Source organism: Pontiella desulfatans, from assembly GCF_900890425.1.
GTDB lineage: Bacteria > Verrucomicrobiota > Kiritimatiellia > Kiritimatiellales > Pontiellaceae > Pontiella > Pontiella desulfatans.
This window is the reverse complement of record NZ_CAAHFG010000003.1, coordinates 970,192-991,096: the sequence shown is the minus strand read 5'-3', so window position 1 is coordinate 991,096 and position 20,905 is coordinate 970,192. Positions and strand designations below refer to the sequence as shown.

8 protein-coding genes are annotated in these 20,905 nt (G+C 55.4%); 1 reads left to right on the top strand and 7 read right to left on the bottom strand.

The window, feature by feature from the left end:
- Positions 1-17: 17 nt before the first annotated feature.
- The 4 genes from E9954_RS24685 to E9954_RS24670 form a co-directional block, all read right to left on the bottom strand.
- Complete coding sequence (locus E9954_RS24685; RefSeq protein WP_168442582.1) at positions 18-2,477, bottom strand: right-handed parallel beta-helix repeat-containing protein; 2,460 nt, start codon at positions 2,475-2,477, stop codon at positions 18-20.
- A gap of 184 nt (positions 2,478-2,661) precedes the next feature.
- A complete protein-coding gene (locus E9954_RS24680) occupies positions 2,662-4,227 on the bottom strand; it encodes a sulfatase-like hydrolase/transferase (RefSeq protein WP_168442581.1) in 1,566 nt (521 codons plus the stop codon).
- A gap of 199 nt (positions 4,228-4,426) precedes the next feature.
- Positions 4,427-9,040, bottom strand: a complete 4,614-nt coding sequence (locus tag E9954_RS24675; protein WP_136081933.1) for a hypothetical protein — start codon at positions 9,038-9,040, stop codon at positions 4,427-4,429.
- Between the two features lie 177 nt (positions 9,041-9,217).
- On the bottom strand, positions 9,218-12,613 hold the full coding sequence (locus E9954_RS24670) for a hypothetical protein (RefSeq protein ID WP_136081932.1): 3,396 nt from the start codon (positions 12,611-12,613) through the stop codon (positions 9,218-9,220).
- A gap of 444 nt (positions 12,614-13,057) precedes the next feature.
- Here E9954_RS24670 and E9954_RS24665 point away from each other — a divergent pair, with 444 nt between their 5' ends.
- Complete coding sequence (locus tag E9954_RS24665; protein WP_136081931.1) at positions 13,058-14,389, top strand: ATP-binding protein; 1,332 nt, start codon at positions 13,058-13,060, stop codon at positions 14,387-14,389.
- 207 nt (positions 14,390-14,596) lie between these two features.
- On the opposite strand, the gene E9954_RS24660 is transcribed toward E9954_RS24665, so the two are convergent.
- The 3 genes from E9954_RS24660 to E9954_RS24650 all read right to left on the bottom strand — a co-directional run bounded on the left by E9954_RS24660 (position 14,597) and on the right by E9954_RS24650 (position 20,877).
- The gene (locus tag E9954_RS24660; protein WP_136081930.1) at positions 14,597-14,974 is read right to left on the bottom strand and encodes a GxxExxY protein; all 378 of its coding nucleotides are present in this window, start codon (positions 14,972-14,974) and stop codon (positions 14,597-14,599) included.
- A 319-nt stretch (positions 14,975-15,293) separates the two neighbouring features.
- Positions 15,294-18,482: a glycoside hydrolase family 2 TIM barrel-domain containing protein gene (locus tag E9954_RS24655; RefSeq protein ID WP_168442580.1), complete on the bottom strand. Its 3,189-nt coding sequence runs from the start codon at positions 18,480-18,482 to the stop codon at positions 15,294-15,296.
- A 160-nt stretch (positions 18,483-18,642) separates the two neighbouring features.
- Entirely contained in the window at positions 18,643-20,877 is a 2,235-nt protein-coding gene (locus tag E9954_RS24650; RefSeq protein ID WP_168442579.1) for a glycoside hydrolase family 95 protein, read from the bottom strand.
- Between the last annotated feature and the right edge of the window lie 28 nt (positions 20,878-20,905).

Here is a 20,905-nt window from a genome sequence, read left to right as displayed (position 1 = left end):
ATATGGGAATGAACATTTCAAAGACGATCTCCGACATCTTCTAATACATAACTCGATTTGGGGCGGCTGTTGATGAAGCTGCGGCTTTGCGGCAGCACCCCTTCGCGGGCAATGCGCTCGAAGGCGGGGTCAGAGAGCAGGCCGATTTGCGATCGTTCGATGGGCTTGAAGCCCAGCTTCAGGGCCGGCGATTCCGGCTTCAGATTAAAATCCCATTTTTCCAAACATTGGAAAAGCGGATCGCCCGCCCGGCTGTGGACATCCACTCCATGCCCTTCCGGCAACAGATCCAGTGTGCGCTTCGCCAGAACTTTTCCGCCATCCTTCATTTCCGGATGCCAGTAGAGGTTGTTGTCAATTTCCCAGCGCTCCGGCTGGTACCACTTGCCCGCCTTGACATGTAGAAAACGATCGTGGTTCCTGGCATTCAGGTTCACCAGAATGTTTCGTGAAGCACTCAGCGGCTCGCTGATCTCCGAGAAATCGGGAGGCCAGGCGCCGACGGAGACTCCGGGGCCCCGCTCGGTGTCCCAAACAACGATGTTGTTGTTGAAGACGTTCCCGCGCTTCATCACCACCGTGCCGTGCTCGGAGTCGGGCTTCAGGTTGACGATAATGTTTTCGGTGACCATCGTCCCGATCTGATCGTCGTCGTACCGAAACGGCTGAATGGTGGGCACGTTATAGACGAGGTTGCGGCGTAACCGATTTTCCAACCCGGTGCAGGAGAGATAAATGGCATTTCCATCGCCCATCTTCTCCACCAGGTTGTGCACCTCGTTATCCTCAAAGAGATTGTGCCGTGCATGGAGGAATTTCACAAATTCGTCGGCGGTTTTCGGCTCGCCGATCTCGTCCCAGCGGATGGTTGGAATCAGCTCGCGCTGGCGGTTATAGACATAATCGCACGCTTTGGCATGGAGGTCTTTCGGAAAGAACGAACTTTTCAGCGACGCAAGATGGATAGGCGTGCCCTTCTCCATCGAGCGGATCCAGCGCCCCCGCACACCGCACATCACCAAGCCGTTGTATGGGCCGCGCCAGATGCGGTTATGGGTGATCCGGTTGTGTCCGCTCTGCCAGACATGAATGCCGCATCCGTGCCAGTAGAGCTGGCCGAAGTCGTGAATGTCGTTGTTGGAAATCAGATTGCCTTTGTTGACATCTTTGGTGCCCGGGCCGTAGCCGGCGAGTAGGATGCCCGTGTGGCCGATGTCGTGCATTTTGCACCCCGACACTTCGATGCCCTGACCATACAGGTCGATCCGCACGCCGGTGCCACCGGAATCGCGAAAGACGCTGTCTTTTACCGAACAATTTTCGGCGCCTCGGAAACGGACTAAGGCAGAGTCGGTATCAAACATTTCCCAATCGTGCTGCAGGCCGATGCTATCCTTTATCCAGACATCACGGTTACCGTGGGCAAAGGTAATGCCTTCAAAATGCAGGTTCTTCACCGGACGGTCCGCATCACCTTTCGTATCATTGACGCCTTCTACACGGATGATCTCGCGCAGCATCGGTACCCGAACCGTTGCTTCCGCGCCCGGGGCGCGCGGCCAGAGATAGATCCGGCGGGCTGCGGAATCGTAGGCCCATTCGCCGGGCTCATCGATATCCTCAATGGCGTTTTCAATCCAGAGTGAGTCCGGCAGGTAGCGGCGCACCCACTTCCCGTTTTCCATTCCGCTGCCGGCGGAAGGAAAAACCCGCTTCACCGGATAGGTCGCATCCAGGGAAAGGTTGATTCGGTTGTTTTCGTAATCCAGCGACTCCACCGGCAGATAGTTCACCAGCCACTGGTGGGTCGGCATGCCGAACACCTCGACATCTGCCGCATTTTTCCAGGGCTTCAGCACGCCCTCCGGGCAGCGGATAAAGTCGCGGTCCATGTTGTATTTCAGCATGAAAAAGTGGCCGATGTTCGACTCACCCGGCACCTTGTCCTCGGCGGTATCGAGCGGCGCAAAGCCAACGCTGCGGGAGCGGGTCAGCGGCCCATCGGCATCAAACAGCGCATACGGGTACCACGCCTTCGCGTTCTGAACCCGATCCGTCCATGCTTCCGGCAGCTCGGCATAGACGATCTCGCCGTGAGACGTCTTCCAATTCGTTACCGGCGCACCGGCACTGAAGACCACTTCTTTTCCGGGCAACGCGCGATAGCTGATCTTTTGCTTTTCCGAACCGGAATCCTCCAGACCGAACACCTCGGTTTCGGTGAACGCATAGGTCCCTTCATCAAACCAGACGGTGATATCCTTCGACGGATCCTGTTTCTTCAACTCCCGAACCGCTTCACGCGCCTCTTTCAACGTGGCGAAGGGAGCCTGACGGGTTCCAGCAGCCGCATCATCCCCTGCCGGGCTAACATACAGCTCGCCTGCCCGAGACAGCCCCGCAAGCCTCTCGGCACCAAACCCCGCTGAACAAAGAAGTACGGAAGCCACCGCCAAACCTGAAATTAACCGCATCATATCTTTCCTTTCTGAACTCTTGTTCAATTTGCCCCCGCTTCGCCAGAGGCACAGCGTTTTTGTATTCGCAGAGCCTCTGTCCCTTTGTGGTGAAAGCCTGCTTGACTCAAAGCATGAAATCATAGCGCAACCCGCCCGCCCCATCTACTGGTCAATTCAACAGGATTAACGGTGAATGGCCGAATTATTCCGCCAACTCAGGGAACTGCTTCGCCAGTGACTTGTGGCGGAACGGCCAGCCTTCGTTGCTTTGTTTCGGGCCAGGCGTGGTGCGACCGTTACGGAATGCCTGACCGAGCTCCTTGACCAGTTCCTGAACTTTCTCTGGATTCGATTCCTCAAGATTCTTCGTTTCGCCTGGATCGTCGGCGAGGTTGTAGAGTTGCACGAGCTTGGCGCTTGTTTTCGACTTACTCCAACCGCCGCCTGCGCCTTTGTCGAGGATCAGCTTCCAGTCGCCTTTGCGAATGGCGAACGTCCCACTGATCGAGTGGTGAATGGTAGACGGGCGGATGGCATCCTTGCTTCCGTTGAGTGACTTCAGAAAGGAGAAAGAGTCTTCGGCAGCATTGTCTGGAATCGCGTCAGCCGTTCCCAGCACCTCGGCAAACGTCGCGAAGAAGTCAGTCGTACACACGGTGACATCACTAACCGTACCAGGCTTGACTTTGCCCGGCCAGCGGACCAGGAATGGCACGCGATGGCCGCCTTCGTAGATGGTTGCTTTGGAGCCGCGCCAGTCACCGTTTGGCTTGTAGCCGGCTTCCAGCATCTTGGGAATCTTCACATACGGAGCGAAGCCATTGTCGGAGGTATAGATGACCATGGTGTTGTCATCGATCCCCGAAGCCACGACTTCTGCAAGGATCTCCTCGACGACCCAGTCGGTCTCGGCAACAAGATCCGCGTAGAGGCTGTACTGAGGAAACTTACCTTTGAACTTCTTTCCCGGCGTGCACGGGGTGTGCGGTGAGGTAAGGGGAACGTACAGAAAGAACGGTTTTTCTTTGTCGGCAGCCTGGCGTTTGATGTAGTCGCGTGACTCGCGAGCGAAGTCTGCGAGCACGGTGTGTGCGTCGAAATCAGCGGCACCGGCACCGAGGCGTTTATAGTCATTGTATTCGTTGTGTTTCCAACCCTTGGTTTCTGTAGGGATCGACAGCGACTTGTTGTTGCGCAGGTACAAATAGGGTGGCATGTCGAGTGACGACAGAATGAAGAAGGCTTCGTTGAAGCCAACGTCGACGGGGCCGTTCTTGAATGGCTTACTGTAGTCGACACGCCACGAGTCTTTATCATAGCTTTTGCCGGTGGTTCCCTTGCCCTCCGGCGGCTTGTCGAGCAGCTGCCAATCGGCACCGAGGTGCCATTTGCCGACCATGCCGGTGTGATAGCCCTGCTGCTGCAAGAAGGTCCCCAAATTAACCCGCTTTGGATCCATCAGAGCCTGGGAAGACGGGTTCACAAGCACGCCGCCTTTCAGGCGGCTACGCCAATTGTATCGGCCAGTAAGAATCCCGTATCGCGTCGGTGTGCAGACGGAGGAAGTCGTGTGGGCATCACTGAAGCGCATACCTTCCTTAGCCATGCGGTCGAGGGCGGGTGTTGGGACGAGACCACCCATGTGGCTGGGTTCGCCCGGACCCATGTCGTCGGCCAGGATGAGAATGATATTGGGCCTCTCGGCACCAAACCCCGTTGAACAAAGAAGTACGGAAGCCACCGCCAAACCTGAAATTAACCGCATCATATCTTTCCCCTCTGAACTCTTGTTCAATTTGCCCCCGCTTCGCCAGAGGCACAGCGTTTTTGTATTCGCAGAGCCTCTGTCCCTTTGTGGTGAAAGCCTGCTTGACTCAAAGCATGAAATCATAGCGCACCCCGCCCAGCCCATCTACTGGTCAATTCAACAGGCCGTTCCAAACATTGGAAAAATGTAACGCCCAGCATTACTCGACCCGCAGGCGGAGGAACTGCTGCGGGAGCTCTTCAGTGGAGACGCGGTTGGTGACGGAGTCGGTTGCGGGATCGAGGAACCCGACCCCGGCGTCAATCACGCCGTTGGTGCTCCAGGCTCCGGAGACCAGGTTGGTCGTGGCCTCCACGGTGTAGCTCAGGCCGCGGGCGAGATAATCGCTACGGCGACGGTAGATGTATTCATAATTTCCACCCGCCTCCGCTTCGCTACGGCGCGGCAGGAACACTGGAAGAATGCTGCCCGTATCGTCGATACCGGGATCGCCGCCGAAGATATACTCGGTCCAGTTATCCAGGCCGTCCGGCTCAAGGTCGACGGTTTTCCAGGCATTGGAAAAATAGAGTCCGTGCCCCGCGGCCCACTCGTCGTAGTTTCCGAGGCCGGAAACCTCGATTGCGATATTATCGATTCCACTGGACGCGGTCGTCCCCACGGTGGCCCGCAGTTCAAAAACTGCGTGCTCGCCGGGCGAAAGCGTCGAATCGGAAAGATTGGTCAGTGCGACCGCAAAATCTTCATAATCCCCGCGAATCCAGCCGGTGAGCGTCAATGCACTAAAGTTCGCAAGCGTCGTTTCATTTGATACGGAGGAGAGATCACCGGAACGGTAAAGGACGGTCACATTGGAGGGCGACGCATCGTACCACTGGCCAAAATCAAAGTGCAGTGTTTCCAGCTTCAGGGCTGAACCGGCGTTGTTAGTGACCGAAACGGTGATCGCTCCCGATGCCGGATTATCATCATAATCCTTCACCTGATAAGCACCGTAGACCGCAGTTGATGCGCCGCTGAGATCGGCTCCAAAGAACCCATCCGTGGAATTCGCATCAGCCCGGACCCCCTGAGAACTCGGAACAATTTCACCATCGATGCCATTGATGGCCAGCGCCGGAGTTGTTTCGCCGTCCCAGGCAATACCCATCACCGTTGCATCAATCGGCAGCTTCTTTTTCAGCACGAGGATTCGAACCGAACCGGCGGGAATCGCGATGGATACCGAGTCGCTTCCGGAAGCAAGTGTACCGAGCGGCACGGATGCAGAACCCAACTGGTCATAGACATCCCAAACCCCGTCGGCAGCTCCTTTTGTGAGAGCCACGGTACGGGCGGTTGGCGTCAGCACCTTATTATCGAGCGCGAGTACAAACAGTGTGTTCGGGTCGTTTTTGTTTTCGGTTACCTGCCAGAAGCATTCGCCGTCGACGTAAAACAGCATATTGGTGCGCTGCGCGAGCAGCTCGGCCGAGATGGTGTCGCGGGCGGTTTCCAATGATTGGAACTCGGCCCAGGTGTCGACGTCGGTTTCGTAGGCGCGGCGGCACCAGGCATGGGCCTCGACCTCGGCGCGAGTGGCATGCGGAACAATCGGAGCAAAGCCGCAGGGCGAGGTCGGCAACAGGTTGTCCCAACGACGCTTTGAATTGTGCAGAATGGCGGTGATATCAAAGTCAGGTACATCCGTGTATCCATCCCAGCAGCTCAGGCCGTTGAGTACATAGGTCTGCGGCCGCGCGTGTGTCGCATATTTTGTGTAATCGTGTTTGATCGCATTCAGCTCCAACGAGGCGGTATTCGGCGCAGGCATCGCGGCGGCAACGGGCGAAATGCCTTTGATCTGACTGCGGTCGGGGCCATTCGGATACACACCCGCCTCAACCATTTTCAGGAAATTCCAGACCCCCTGCCGGTAAGGATTGGCCAGGTCCAGTTCCGGATCGGTGGTGTCCCCGCGCTCGTAGAGCGGGTTTTCGGAATTAACGATCGACGTGATGCGAAAGATGTCCGCTCCGAGCGAAAGATGCGAAAGCATGTGCCTCAGCACAATGTGGCCGTTACGCACCCCGCCCCATTCCGCAATGCGGTTGCCCGAGAGGTTGTCGCCGACCAGGCTGGAGCACCAGCCATCCACATCGCCGTTCAGCCAGAGCCCCACCCGTTCCGCATAGAAAAATTCCGGCAGCGTGTTATTGGAAGACCCAGTGCCCGGCGTGAACACCTTTTTATACGCCGGGAACCAGGTGGAGGCCTGCGCCGGCGACATGGCCGAAAAGATTGGCCCTTTCGACGTTATCAGCCGCGGCGGTTCGACCCCAAGCAACTGCGCGCGTTCAATGACCGCATCCATGTGCGGCTTATAGGTATCGATATGGACGGCACTTTCCTGCTCACCGATCTGCCCCATGAGATAGCAGACGCCATCAACCACTGAAGCCTCGAAACAGTCGGCCAGCGTCTCCGGGCTCATATGCACCACACTATGGTGACCGAGGGATACACAGAAATGAACCCCGCGCTCCGCCAGCGCCGCACAAAATGCTTCCACGCCTTCCGCCGTTTTATCGGGATCGGTCGAATCCGGCCCCTCGCCCCAGATTTTTGTGCCGAACATGCTGGATACAAACCGAACGCGTTCGGGCATGTAGCCCTCTGTTCCACCGAGCCGGTCGCGCGCCTCCTGCATGGCCTTCAGCGCGCCGTCGGCATAGGATTCAATAGCTTCCTGCGTCATCTCCCAGCCTAGAGTGGTGCCGAAAAAGTCGATGTAAGAGATCATCCGCCCCGCCTCCGCAACGGTGCCGTCGAAGGCATCGATGTCGTCTTCTAAATCATCCAGCGTGTCGCGCACCGCACCGAGCACACCGTTGCCGTCGATGTGCTTTGCATCCTCTTTCCACATTCCGCTGGAGAGATCCACCACATAAAAATGGTCATCCCCGTGCGCCGGGCCGGCCAGCACCATTTTATCCGGACCACCGCTGCGGTCCTCGAGTCGCGCGCCGTCGGTAAAGTGATAGAGCGTGTGGGCATAACTATAGTCGACAACGCGAAAGCGATCCACATCAACCGACCGGCTGACATCGTAGTCCACCAGATAAAGGTCATCGCCATAGAGCGTGAACATTTCCGCGTTGGTGAAACCCTCATGAAAATTCCCCGGCACACCCTGCTGGAGCAAATATTTCCCCGTGGGAGTGGTTTCAGCGAAATTTTCATACTCGGAGAGATAGAGATCTTCACCATCCGGAAGCGCTGCGGAAAGGATCGTGTTGGTTCCGCCGTTTTCCGGATGCAGTACCCCCCAATTGGCGACGACCTCGTCGTCGCCGTCGCCATCCATGTCGTATACCCAGGCGGTCTGCTTATCGGTCCACCCCATGCCGGGGCTTGCATTGATTCGGGCCACATCATCTTCCATCGGTTCGGTAAGATCCCAATAGGCGGGACGCACGAGCGTGTCCAGATCATAGATCTCGATATAGCGATAAGCATCATAACCCTTCATGCTGTAAAAGATCATGACTTCATCGCCGCCCACGCCATCAAAATTGCCGACCGCCAGGCGGCGGATGATGCCCACGTTTTGCGGACGAACGGTGCCAATCTGCGAGCCGGTTTCGTCATAAAAATAGAGGTCGCCGTCTACCCCGCCAGTGATGATCCGCGCATCACCATTCGACTGCTGCCCGACGCCGACGCAATAGAGCGCGCCGTCGCTGATCGGCCAATCGCCGCGCAATGCGCCTGTTTCGGTGTAGATACGCAGATGTCCGTCCGTACCGGGAACCAGCACCTCTTCCGGACCGCTGTTCTGATCAATATCCGCCGTTTCAATCATGATGGCGAAATTCGGCAGATCCACCTGCCAGCGCCGGTTGTCGGCGGCGGGATCGGTGATGTCCTCCGGGCGGTTAAACGCAATGAGCTTTTCATCGACGCTCATGGCGACCACATAATCCTTCGCGCCGACACCGTCAAAGTCGGCCGTGCGAACATGAATCAGATTGTCACCCTGCGTGTTGTGCGGCACAAAACCAGTGCGCGGCCAGTTTTCATTCGTGCTCACCACGGAAGCGCTCACGGCGATGTTGTCATAAAACGCGCCGGTATTGCCATTGACGCCGGCCAGACGGATGCTGCGGAGATGTGACATACCGAGGTTTCGATAGGCGATGCCGTTGGTCAGCACGGCCCCGTCGTACGAAATATCCATCGTTGTTTCGTGCAACGTGAGTTCCAAAGTCTGGAACATGGAGCTGTTCGGCGTGTCCACCGAATAGGTGTTTACATCCCCGGAACTGCCGAGATAGCGCTCGACGCCCAGCGAATCGATAAATCCTACCCGCTGCCCGTTTTCATGCGAGATCCCGGCGGTGATGCGGATATCGAACAGTTCATAGCCATGGGATGCGAGCCCGACAATTTTCTGCGGCTTCAAGTTGTTTTCGCTGGAGGATGCATCGCCGGTGCGGCGCATGTAGGTATCCAGCGAAATGGATACCCCGTTATTGGTCAGAACTGCGGTCTCCGAAAAGTTTGCCTCAAAGCTGTACGTGCCCGTATCGGCCAATAACGCCTTGTTGCCGCTGCCTGAGCGGATGTCCGATTCCTGGTCATCTATAACGGTCCATGACCCGACCGCCGTTCCCGCATCCAGATTGGACGCCGTAACCGTATCATTAATCAGAGTCGAAGTTTCGAAGCCGGCCTGAAAGACTGTAGAGGGCACGGACGCCTGCGCCACCGATGCGATCAGCCCCGTGACTGACACCAAAATCAATCCTGCAATCCATTTCCGCTTTTTCATGCTTACGATCCTTGATTCACTTCTACGGCAATAACGCATGCCAAACCGAACCATTCCTTTGTGCGGACGGCTCGGAGAGCCATCCCTACCCTACGCATTCTGCATCAAATGCGAAACACCTGCCTTGTGGAGATGAAACACAAGGCAGGTGCATGATCTTACCGCACTATGTGCGGATTAGTTGCTCTGTTCAACCTGCAGGCGGATGAACTCGACGTTGCCGATATCCGTGACATTGGTCACAGATTTAAACAAACCAGGCCCCATCGTTGTACCAACCTCTATCAGCCCCGCGTTCGTCCAGGAAGGACTGTATTGGAGGTTCTCTTTCAATCCGACTTCATACGACAGGGATGTATCGTCCTGCCGCTCGTCATGCACATGATAGAACCATGTAGTAAGACCGTCTTCTACCAACCAAGTATTAGCAACAGATGCGTCAGCTGTCATTGGATCGCCGCCGGTCGCGTATTCCATCAGGTTGTCTTTGGAGTCGCCATCCGGGTTGTCGCTCGGACCATCGTTCACACCGGGGGTCAATCCCCAATAAGGAGCCCAGCCGCCATAAACATCGGCCGTACCCATGAGTGCGATATTATCGATCCATACGCCGATGTACTCGGCTCCCGGATCAACCGCTTCCAGTTCGAAGGTGAACGTTACCGATCCGCCACCATCCAGCGTATGGTCCGGCAGCACACTCAGGTCGAGATCATAGTCGTCGTAGTTGTTATTATTCCCGCCCAGTTCGGTAAGACCGCTGGTCAGCAGGTTGCTTGCGGTCACGTCGCCGGAAACGGAGACCGTGAAATCATTCACGCCAGCATACCAGACTCCGATATCGAAGTGCAGCATCGACAGGTCAATGGCCGCCACCGATTTATTGGTGATCGTCAGTGTGGTGACAGGGCTGTTTCCAGTAAACTTCCATGTGTCATTGTTTACCGGGGCGGCAGGCGTCGCGAGCGAACCATAGGTGCCGTCATCCGAACCTTTATTCAGGGATCCCTCCAGTCCATTGCCCTCTGCCCACCAACCGAGCACGCCGATATAGGCCGAATCCGGAACAAGGAACTCGGTGTCGAACAGAGCGATCACACCACTCGGCGCATCCGCAGGACGAACGGCAACGGCATCGAACGAATAGGTTCTGGAACCGCCGCCGGGCTCATCAAATTCGACGATGACTTCCGCAGCAGCACTTCCACCTGCCGGAAGGTTGGCCACGGAGTTATCGAATACCAGAGAGAAGACCGCGCTGTTGGTGACTTCTGCTGTCGGCAACAGGACGGGGAAAGAACCGACTGCACTGAATGCACCGGGAACATCCTCATTGGCAAAACTGACGCCGGTCACCACAACATTGGTTTCCAGATCACCCTCATAATAAATCAGGTCGACATCCTGGCTGGCCGAGAGGTCCAGTCCGGAAACACCCAGTGTTGCCGTAGAACCTCCAATACGACCCATTACCGCCGGGGCAATGCCGGTGCCGAGCAATGCAACGTTGTCGAGCATACCGATGGCCGTTCCTGCATAGGTGAACGTCAGGACAATGCCTTCCCCATCTGCCAGCGTGTTGTCAGCCAGACCGGTCAGATCAACATCATAGTCGTCGTAATCGGCCAGACCACTTGTGCTGTTCATCAGGTTGGAGACGGTGGCGAGAACAATGCCGTTTCCAAGATCGCCGTCGAGCGTCACGGTGATCGATTCATCGGGATTATCGCCATATTTGTTGGCAACGTCGAAATGGAGCGAATCCAGCTCGACCGGACTCTGCGTATTATTGGTCACCGCGATATAGATGTGGCCGCCGTTGTAGTCCACTTTCATCTGGCCCGCACCGCCAATAACCGGCGCATCGCCTAACAGCGTGCCGTAGGAGGTATCCGTACTGCCGGCACCACCATTTCCGTATTGGATCCCGCTAACTACGGTATCAACTCCGTTAATAGCAATATCCGCATCGCCGCCGCCACTCGAATCAGCACTCCACGCGCCCGTGGAATAAAAGGCCGCAATAACATTTTCCTCAAGGAATCCCAAACGGGTTGCACTGACCGGAACGGTCGATGTGGAAACAACGGCCGAACCGAGTTCATTCCAAATGATCTGAACATCGGCGGTCGCAACCTCATTGGGGTCAAGCAGCGCCGTATTGTTGTTGAAGATTACCTCAACCACCTGGTTGGACGGCGTCGGATCATTCAAAACAAACGAAGTCGGAGTCACGGAGAATGCGCCGGAGGCATCATTGATCACGGACACGGTAGACACATTCACGTTGGTCGGCGGATTTCCGGCCAGATAGGAAACTTCAAGATCATTGGTAATGATATCGGTTGCATCCGGGAAGGACATGGCCAGCTCATCCGAAGGATTCAGTTGCAACACGTTCGGCTCAAGATCGGAAACCGTTCCGCCCACGAGTACGTTGTCGATAAATGTGCCAATCCAGCTACCTGCCGCACCCTCGAGATAAACGGTGAATACCGCCTGTTCGCCGGGTTCCAGCGTGTTATCGCCTGCCAGAAGGGTGGTCAAATCCAGGTCGAAATCATCCGCATCGCCTGTCAGTAAGCTTGTGCTGATCCCCGTAATATTGGTCAATGTACCTGCCGAGATGTCTCCGGAAGAGGAAACCGTAACCGCATCAGGAGCAGCATCACTCGCACGCCCATAATCAAAATGGAGATCGTCGAGGAAAACATCCTTGGCGCTTGTGTTATCGATGGTTAACGTCACGGTTCTTTTTCCCTCAGTCGCGGTAACGAGAGCTAGCGCGCTGGGGGGCTGGACGTCAGCGCCCGGATTCACAACCGACCCGAACGTTCCATCGGTGGATTGGTGATTGTTTTTCACCCCGTTCCCACCGCTAAACGAGCCGGTCAATTCCGGAACAATGAAATCAGCACTGGTGAATGTGGTGTCAAAACTTGCGAGCGTGGGATGCTCCGCCGGCAGCGTACCCGTCGGACCGAACTTGACCTCATCGATCCAAAGCCTGTACTGCGCGTTAGCGCCCGAAAAGATTTTTCCGACCCGCAACTGCATGTACTGGCCCACTACGCCGCTAAGCTCTGCAGCAGTGAACGTAGACGTATAGTTGTACATGGTGTCTTCCACTCCTGTTGAAGCGTTGGTTCTAGCTAGGGCCTCCGTGTAGGGGCCTGCCAGGTCCGAGCTCGTAAGAATTGAAACCTTGAACGTCGTATCACCTGTATAAGTCGCGTGCGGTGTCCCAATCGCGTGCCAAAGACTTACTTCATAGTCTTTTCCGCTTTGAACGGTGACTCCCAGATTTTGGAAGGTTGCGGAATTGGCTCCGTACCACTGCCACTGAATTGCATTCGGAAGGGAAATTACATTACCGAATTGGGCGTTCATTCTCATCCCGCTTCCGGTTTCCGTCGAGTCCCAAGGGCTCGTTCCCTCATCAGGATTATTGCTGCCGGCGGCAAACGAGTCGAACCCTCCATCGATAATCAGATCCGTTTCAATATATGCCTGGGCGGTACCGACACCGGCCAGGAAAACGGCTGTTAACAGTGCTACTATGCCTCTTTTCATCTCATTGCTCCTATTTACTGATTCACTTCCGGTTCCGCCACCCGGCGGAAACCACGACATCGGATCCGGCACCCGCCGAACCTTTTTTTCAATCTATGTCCCATTTATATCACGTCCCTTTTCAAACCGTCTACTAGAGAGATGAACAGGTCAGAAAAGCGGCGGCGGCCGTTGATCAGGGCAGGCTCGGATCGAATGAAACCCGTATGTCCACTCAGACAGAGCGTCCATGGCCAACAGTGCTGCGGTAGCGCGGGTTTCAGAGTGCAACTGGCTTAAGAGATTCTCGACATGTTTTCGAACCGTCTGCCTACTGATGTCGAATATCCTGCCGATTTAAACCATCAATATAGTTGATATTTGGCATTGTTAATCACGTATTACCATTGACATTCGGGATTGATCCTATAATTTACAGGCATTATCTGTATCCGGAGGTTGACGATGAAGCGGATCGCCGAAGAAAAAATTATAAAGTGGGCGAATTCAGCCCGACGGAAACCATTGATTATCCGGGGAGCCCGACAGGTCGGGAAAACCTGGCTGGTTGAAAATTGTCTGGCAAAGCAGTTTGACCGTTACGTCAAAATCAATCTGGAAAGCCAGCCGCACTACCATGGAGCGTTCTCGGGAGAACTCAGTCCGGAGGTCATGCTGAATGTAATCGAAGCGAGCGCGGGCCGGATTATTCCCGGAAAAACACTCTTGTTTATCGACGAAATCCAGAGCTGTCCGCGGGCCATCACCGCCTTGCGCTATTTCTACGAACAAATGCCGGAACTGCATGTGGTGGCCGCGGGTTCAATGCTTGAATTCGCCTTTGGAGAAATTTCAGTTCCTGTCGGCCGGGTGCAATATCTTCACCTTCAGCCGATGACGTTCTATGAATTTCTGCTGGCCATTGGCAAAGAGGTTATGGCGGAAAAATTACTGGAACCTCCATGCGGCCACCCGGCCGAAATTGTCACCGCCATCCATGAGCAACTGCGAAACTATTTTTTTGTCGGCGGGATGCCGGAAGCCGTTGCGGCATATCGGGAATCCGGCTCCTTGCTGGAGGCCTACGAAGTGCACTCCGAAATTATTACATCCTACCGGGAAGATTTTGCAAAATACCGCCCATCCGTCGATTACACATGTCTGGACACGGTTTTTGCGACCGCGGCCAAAACCGTCGGGCAGCAGATCCTTTACACCCGCCTTTATGAACATGCCACGGGGAAAACAAACCACAAGGCATTCGACCTGCTCTGCAAGGCAAAGCTGATGCAGCGGGTTGCTTCGGCAAACCCGTCCGGTCTGCCCCTGGGCGCGGATGGCGGAAAACGGTTTAAGGCCGCCATGCTGGACATCGGCATCATGCAGCATTTATGCGGCATCCCCCCCTCTGCCGCCGTGGGAAAGGAAAACCTTCTGTCGGTCTACAACGGACAACTTGCGGAACAGTTTGTTGCGCAAGAGCTACTGGCCTGGCACGGTGAAAATCTTCATTATTGGTCAAGAACAGCCCGCAGCGCCAATGCAGAAGTGGACTATCTGGCGGTCCGCGACGGACGGATTTATCCGGTTGAGGTCAAATCGGGGCCGTCTGGTCGCCTGAAAAGCCTGCACCTCTGCCTGAAAACATACCCCAACTGCGAACAAGGCTGGGTTTTGCGTGATGGCCCCTACGAAGAACTGCCCGAACAGAAACTGATATTCTGGCCCCTATATTCCACGCCTCACCTTGGAAACCGGCAACATTACCCCATGATCCTAGATTCGGGAACGGCCTAGTTTACTGTAGATGCAAGATTTGAAAGCTGAAACCTCGATGCTTTAAAACTGCAGCAGATGCCGCAAAATCGGGTTCTTCACGGAAGTGCGTTCCGGCACTGGATTAGACTATTCAGAATAGGGTTGTTTTGCCCACAGATCCGACACGAATGGGCGACAGAAATTTATCCCGGCTGCGCCGCGTCGCTAATCGCTTAAATTTCTGCCTCAAAGTACGAGACGTTTCCATTCCAGTGTGCCTTTGTGGCCAAAGTTTATGAGATAGCCAACTTTTTTGCCGGTGATGGCCAGATAGTTAAGCAATTGTGATTCATGCTCAGGAATTAATTGTTTTACAGCCTTCAGCTCAACAATGATTTCATCAAAAACGAAGAGGTCTGGAATAAAGTATGGTTTCAGTTTGAACCCTTTGTAATAAACATCCAACCGGAACTGAGGATCATAGGGGATTTTTCGACGCTGAAGTTCAGCTTCCAGGGAAGCCTGATAAATGTCCTCCGAAAGATGATGCCCCTGCTCATTATACACTTCCAAAGCTGCACCGATCAGTTGATACCCCTCGTCTTTAAATAGAAAATCATTCATCGGTTCATAAGAATACAGCTGGACACCTAATCATAAAGACTTTTTAAATGGAAAATGTCAGAGCTGTCATTTTTGAGCGATTAGCGACAGCGCGGAGCGGTGTAAAAATGATGGCTTGTTAGTGATCGATCTGTGGGCAAAGGCAGTCGAAGCAACGTTATCTGACTTTCAAGACGCACTTTCGTGATGAGGCCAAAATCGGCCATCCGAAGGATGGAAATGAAGGAAACAAACAGCCTGCCCCACAGCATGCAGGATTATTGTTTGTTTTTTGGACAAGGCAGGCGAAAGCCTTCGATACCCAACCTGCAACAGATACTCAGCTCCCGTCCGAACGCGCCACTGCGGCGTTGCCGGTGGCTGAAATGAACGGCGCCAGAATGAACTCAAACGAATGGGTACCGGGCAGGAGGCGGTAGCGCTCCAGCGGTTTTCCGCCCCAGCTGTTGGTTCCTCCCAGACCGCTCTGCTGTTTATCCACGTTGACGGCGATGAAGTCGCGGTCCGGCAGCTCGTGCCCGTGTTTTGCGCGGGCCAGATCCTCCTGGGAATAATTTCCCGCGCTGAAATTCAAACCCGCGGGTCCGGAGAGTCTGATGCCGCGCCCGTCGTTCCCAGTAAACGCCACCCAGCGCACATCCGCACGGTTGCCGTTTTCCTGCGGGGTGACATAGGGGTGATGAAGCCCGTCTACCGAATTCCGGAACAGACCGATCTCCGCACCGTCCTTGCGATCCAGATAGTTCTCATGGGGTCCGCGCCCATACCAGGCCACCTGGTCCAACATTCCGTCCAGTTTGAAAGACATGCCCAGCCGCGGAATCACACCCTGCTTTTTCGGCTCTGGTGTTTCCAGCTTCCAGGCCACCCGCACGGAACCGTCGCCGGCAAAAGAATAAGTCAACGTGTATTCGGACTCCACCTCCGGCAGCCGGAACCGCGCTTCGATGCTGCGCGTTGTGCCGCCCTGCTCTTCGGGAATGAGCGAGACCAACTGAATGTTTTCGGTCGCTTCGCGCCAAGCCCCCCAGAATCCCGGTCTGATATGGGTATCATTATCAGTTGGTGCCCGCCAGAAGTTGGGCTTTAACTTCCCTTTTAGCAGCTCCGATCCATTCACAGCATAGGAAGAAAGAAAACCGCTCTCCCGGCAGATTTCAGCTCGTACGTTACCCGCTGAAATCACAAAGCAGTCGTCTTCAGAGCTCACCGATACGGGCTGATCAGCAGCGGAAACTGTCGCCGGCGGCTGTTTTGCTGAAACAAGGAACTGATCCCAGGCCACTTCATGCCCTTTTTCAGCCCAGGAAACGTCATCTTTCAGCCGGAAAGAAAGCTTCACAAAATATTCCCGGTCGGGCCGCTTCACATAATCCTTCAGAGGAACCTCGATCGCGGCCGCTTGCTGCGGCGCAATTTCCGGCAGATCAAGTGATCCGTCCGCGACCGGAACCCCGTCTTCGGTCAACTGCCATACCGCGTCGAATGTTTCCAAACTTTGAAAAAAATATTTATTCTTCACCAGGAACCGTCCGGCGGCGGCATCTAATGCGGTCACGCCGATGTTCTGGTGCACCTTCTTCACTTCCCGCAAAGCCGGGCTCGGGCGTCGGTCCGGCAGCACCAGCCCGTTCACCAGAAAATTACCTACATAGTGCTCATGACCCTTCTGTTTCGTGTGGATGGTAACGGGACCGAAATCGCCCCCATAGGCAAAGTATTCTCGGCCATCATCCGTGTGATTGACAATGGCCTGATCCGCCCAGTCCCAGATAAAACCACCCTGCAACGCGGGATATTTTTCGATCACTTTCCAAAGGTCGGAAAAATTACCGACGCTATTACCCATGGCATGGGCGTACTCGTTAAAAATATTGGGGCGGGCAATAAACTCCTCATACGGGAAAAACCGTTTCCACTTTGTGGTCTTAAAACTGTCCGGTCCGGCATAGGCCCTTTCCAACTCGTCCGCTTCCACGTACCCGTCGTCCAGAATATCAAACAGGTACCCGCCGTCTTTCTCATCGGGATGGAACCGCATGTCGTGGTAGATCACCGGCCGGTCGGGCGAGATCTCACGAATCCGGTCGCGTGCACGGATGAATGCATTCCCCGCTCCGCACTCATTGCCCAGCGACCAGATCACAACCGCCGCGCGGTTTTTGTCGCGGTGCACCATACGCTCCACACGATCGACCACCTGGTCGCCCCACACAGGATCATCGCCGGGCAGCGGGCTGACCGCGCATTCCCATGGGCCGCTGACGACCCGGTTTTCATGCGACTCCACATTGGCCTCGTCATAAACATACAGGCCGTATTCGTCGCAGAGGTCCATAAAGTACGGGTGGCTGGGATAGTGCGAGGTGCGCACGGCATTAATATTGAACCGCTTCATCAACAGGACATCCTCGAGCATGCGCTCCCGCGTTAACGCATTGCCCCGCCGCGGATCCATCTCCGGACGGTTCACGCCTTTAAGATAGATCGGCTTTCCGTTCACCAGGAACTGGTTGCCGACCACCTCCACCCGTTTGAAGCCGATGTTAATGCACGTTGCCTCCACCACTTCATTTTCAAGCCGGAGCGATACAGCCAGCTTGTAGAGGTGCGGTGTTTCCGCGCTCCATTTCAGGGGCTTATCGATCGCCAACTGAAGATTCAAGCGGGCTTCCTCGTTCGCAACAATCCTTCCGGAAGCAATAACGGTTTTGGCATCGCGGCTGTCATACAGATCACAAACCACCTCACCGGCAGGCATCGCGGCTTCGGACAAATTTCGCACATCCGCCGTCACATCGAGCACGGCATTTTCATAGCGGTCATCCAGCCGGGTAACCGCATGGATATCGCGGATATGGATCTTCGGCTTGGAGAAAAGATAGACATCGCGGTAAATACCGCTCAGATCCCACGTATCCTGATCCTCCAGATAGCTGCCGTCGGACCAGCGGTACACCTCGACCGCCAGCGTGTTTTCCCCCTCTTTGAGGAAGGGACTGAGATTAAATTCAGCGGGCGTCATACTGCCCTGGCTGTAACCGACACGTTCGCCGTTCAACCAGATATAAAAAGCCGACTTCACCCCGTCGAAATGAATAAAGGTTTCCCGGCCGGCCCAGTGTTCCGGAAGGTTGAATGAACGCCGATAAGAGCCGACCGGGCTGTAGTCCGCCGGAATAAAGGGAGGGTTGTTCGGGAAGGCCATGGGCTGGTTCACGTAGATCGGAACCCCGTAGCCCTTCATCTGCCAGTTCGAGGGCACCTCAATCTCGTCCCAGCCTGAAACATCCGCTTCAGGCTGCATAAAGTCCAGGGGGCGGTCGCCCGCAGCTTTCACCCAGTGGAATTTCCACATACCGTTCAGCGACTGGACAAATTCCGACTCATGCCGTGCGCGTTTAAGTGCATCGTCCACCGAACCGAACACCCCGAAGGTGGCATGAGGCGGTTCCTTGTTGATTCCGATAACCGCAGCGTTCTGCCAGTCGGGCTGTTCTTCCCCCATAGCCGGAATTCCGCCCACGAAAATCACGGCGACAACAAGTGCTATAACACTTCTACGCTGAGGTGGGGTATTTCCTCGCTGTGGAGGGGCATTGTCCCCAATGCCCGCGGACGCTGAGGACAGCGTCCCTCCAGACTCTAAAGTTACATGCCTCATCATATTACCGCTCTTTAAAGCAGGCAGCGGTCATCGTGACCGCACCGCCGGATTTCGGTGAAATCAATTTTACGCGGTCGCCGTAACGCATAGTGGCCGTTTCCTGGAAGCCCGGATGGATGACGGCCTCGACCAACTGTCCGTTGTCCCAGCTGAGATCCACCGTAAAACCACCACGGACGCGCAGCCCTTTCACGTTCCCTTTCGGCCAAGCATCCGGCAGTGCCGGCAACAGGTGGAGTTCGCCGGCGTGCGATTGAACCAGCATTTCCGCGATACCGGCCGCTCCGCCGAAATTTCCGTCAATCTGGAACGGCGGATGGCTGTCGAGCATGGACGGCATCATCGATTTCCTGAAGAGCAGCATCAGGTTTTCATGGGCCGTATTTCCGTCCAGCAGCCGGGCATAAAAATTAATAATCCACGAACGGCTCCACCCCGTATGGCCGCCGCCGGAAGCCAACCGCGTTTCCAGCACTTTCACTGCAGCCTGCATCATATCCGGCGTCTGCTGCCACGTGTATTGACGCCCCGGATGCAGCCCGAAGAGATGCGAGATGTGACGGTGCCCCGGCGACACCTCCTTTACGCCGTCGGTCCATTCCAGAATACGACCGTCTTCTCCGATTTCAACAGGAGCAAGGCGTGCAAGGGCCTCAGTAAGCTCCGCTCGGAAGTCCTCATCCATGCCCAGCAGGGTTGCGGCCTCTATACAGGCGGTGAAATTTTCATGGATAATCTGATGGTCCATAGCCGGACCCATGCAGACCGCTGCGTGGTAGCCGTCCGGAGCAATGAAGCGGTTTTCCGGCGAGATCGATGGCCCCGACACCAATTTGCCGGTATCCGGATGCACACAGAGATAATCGAGGTAAAACAGGGCCGCCGCCTTCATAAAGGGATAGCCCCGTTCCCGCAGGAAAGTTTCATCGCCGCCATGAAGATAGTGTTCCCAGAAATGGGATCCAACCCAGCCCCCGGCCATCGGCCACATGCCGTAATTCGGTTTACCGAAGCCGGTGGTAAACAGCCAGGCATCGGTTGTGTGGTGTGCGGCAAAGCCGCCGCATCCATACATTTCCGCAGCGGTTTTATGTCCATTAGGCAGCAGCCGTTCCGAAAAGGTTAAAAACGGATCGTGGCAATCTGCGAGATTTAAAATCTCCGCGGTCCAATAGTTCATCTGCATGTTGATATTGACGTGATAGTCCGAGTTCCACGGCGGGTTGACTCCATCGACCCAGATGCCCTGCAGGTTGGCCGGCATTGTTCCTGGGCGCGAGCTGCTGATGAGCAGGTAGCGCGCGAACTGCGTATACAACACCATGAGAGCAGGATCGTTAGAACCGCGTTTGATGGCGTCGATTCGTTCATCGGTCGCAAACTTCGCGGCTTCGGTTTCGCCCAGGTCAATACTGAAGCGATTATAGAAACGCTGATATTCAGCTACATGGTCAGTAAAGGCCTTGTCAAAAGAGCGCGCCGAAGCGTCGTTAAGCTGCTGAGCAGTCAGCTCGGAAGGATCCCCGCCGGCATAATCGGTCGCGCCGGTAATCACCAGCAGCACCGAATCGGCCTTTTCCACGTGGATACCGCCGTCAACCTGCTGAATGGATCCGCCCGCATTGAGCACCCGCAACCGGCCATGTGCTTTCACTCCATTGCCTACGTGTTCGTATAGATGAATCTCAGCGCCTTCGGCCGTGATCGACGGCGCCCCGCCCGGACGGGACAGCGACAGCTCGCAATTGAGCATTCCAGGTTTATCCGCCGAGAGGCGGATATAGATTGCCTCATCAACAGCCGACGCGAACATCTCGCGCGTGTATTCTGCACGATTTTTCCAGTCACCGGACTGAAACGTCACGCGAGTGATCGCGGTTTCAAGATCCAACTCGCGTTGATAATGATCCGCTTTTCCCAGATCCGGAAAATGAATATTCAGATCCGCGAGCGCTTGATAGCAGTTGGTTCCGGCTGGCAGCCGTTTGCCCAGGAGTTTCTCGCTGATCAGTTTTTCAGCATCAGCGAAGCGGCCGGCAAAGAGTAACTGTCGGATTTCATCGATATGCGCATGGCCGCCCACCTTATCGGCATATTCGCCATTTCGGCTCCAGACACTCTCCTCGTTGAGCACGATCCGTTCGTCTGCCACACCGCCAAAGATCATCGCGCCCAAACGCCCGTTGCCAATCGGAATACCATGATCCCATTGCGGAGCCGGTTGTTTATACCACATCCGCATCTCATCCGATGCCTGACTGCCA

Excerpts from the sequence above, each read along its gene's own strand:
- E9954_RS24655 (WP_168442580.1), bottom strand. The coding sequence starts at position 18,482 with ATGGGGGAAGAACAGCCCGACTGGCAGAACGCTGCGGTTATCGGAATC.
- E9954_RS24660 (WP_136081930.1), bottom strand. The coding sequence starts at position 14,974 with ATGAATGATTTTCTATTTAAAGACGAGGGGTATCAACTGATCGGTGCA.
- E9954_RS24665 (WP_136081931.1), top strand. The coding sequence starts at position 13,058 with ATGAAGCGGATCGCCGAAGAAAAAATTATAAAGTGGGCGAATTCAGCC.
- E9954_RS24675 (WP_136081933.1), bottom strand. The coding sequence starts at position 9,040 with ATGAAAAAGCGGAAATGGATTGCAGGATTGATTTTGGTGTCAGTCACG.
- E9954_RS24670 (WP_136081932.1), bottom strand. The coding sequence starts at position 12,613 with ATGAAAAGAGGCATAGTAGCACTGTTAACAGCCGTTTTCCTGGCCGGT.
- E9954_RS24680 (WP_168442581.1), bottom strand. The coding sequence starts at position 4,227 with ATGATGCGGTTAATTTCAGGTTTGGCGGTGGCTTCCGTACTTCTTTGT.
- E9954_RS24685 (WP_168442582.1), bottom strand. The coding sequence starts at position 2,477 with ATGATGCGGTTAATTTCAGGTTTGGCGGTGGCTTCCGTACTTCTTTGT.
- E9954_RS24650 (WP_168442579.1), bottom strand. The coding sequence starts at position 20,877 with ATGTGGTATAAACAACCGGCTCCGCAATGGGATCATGGTATTCCGATT.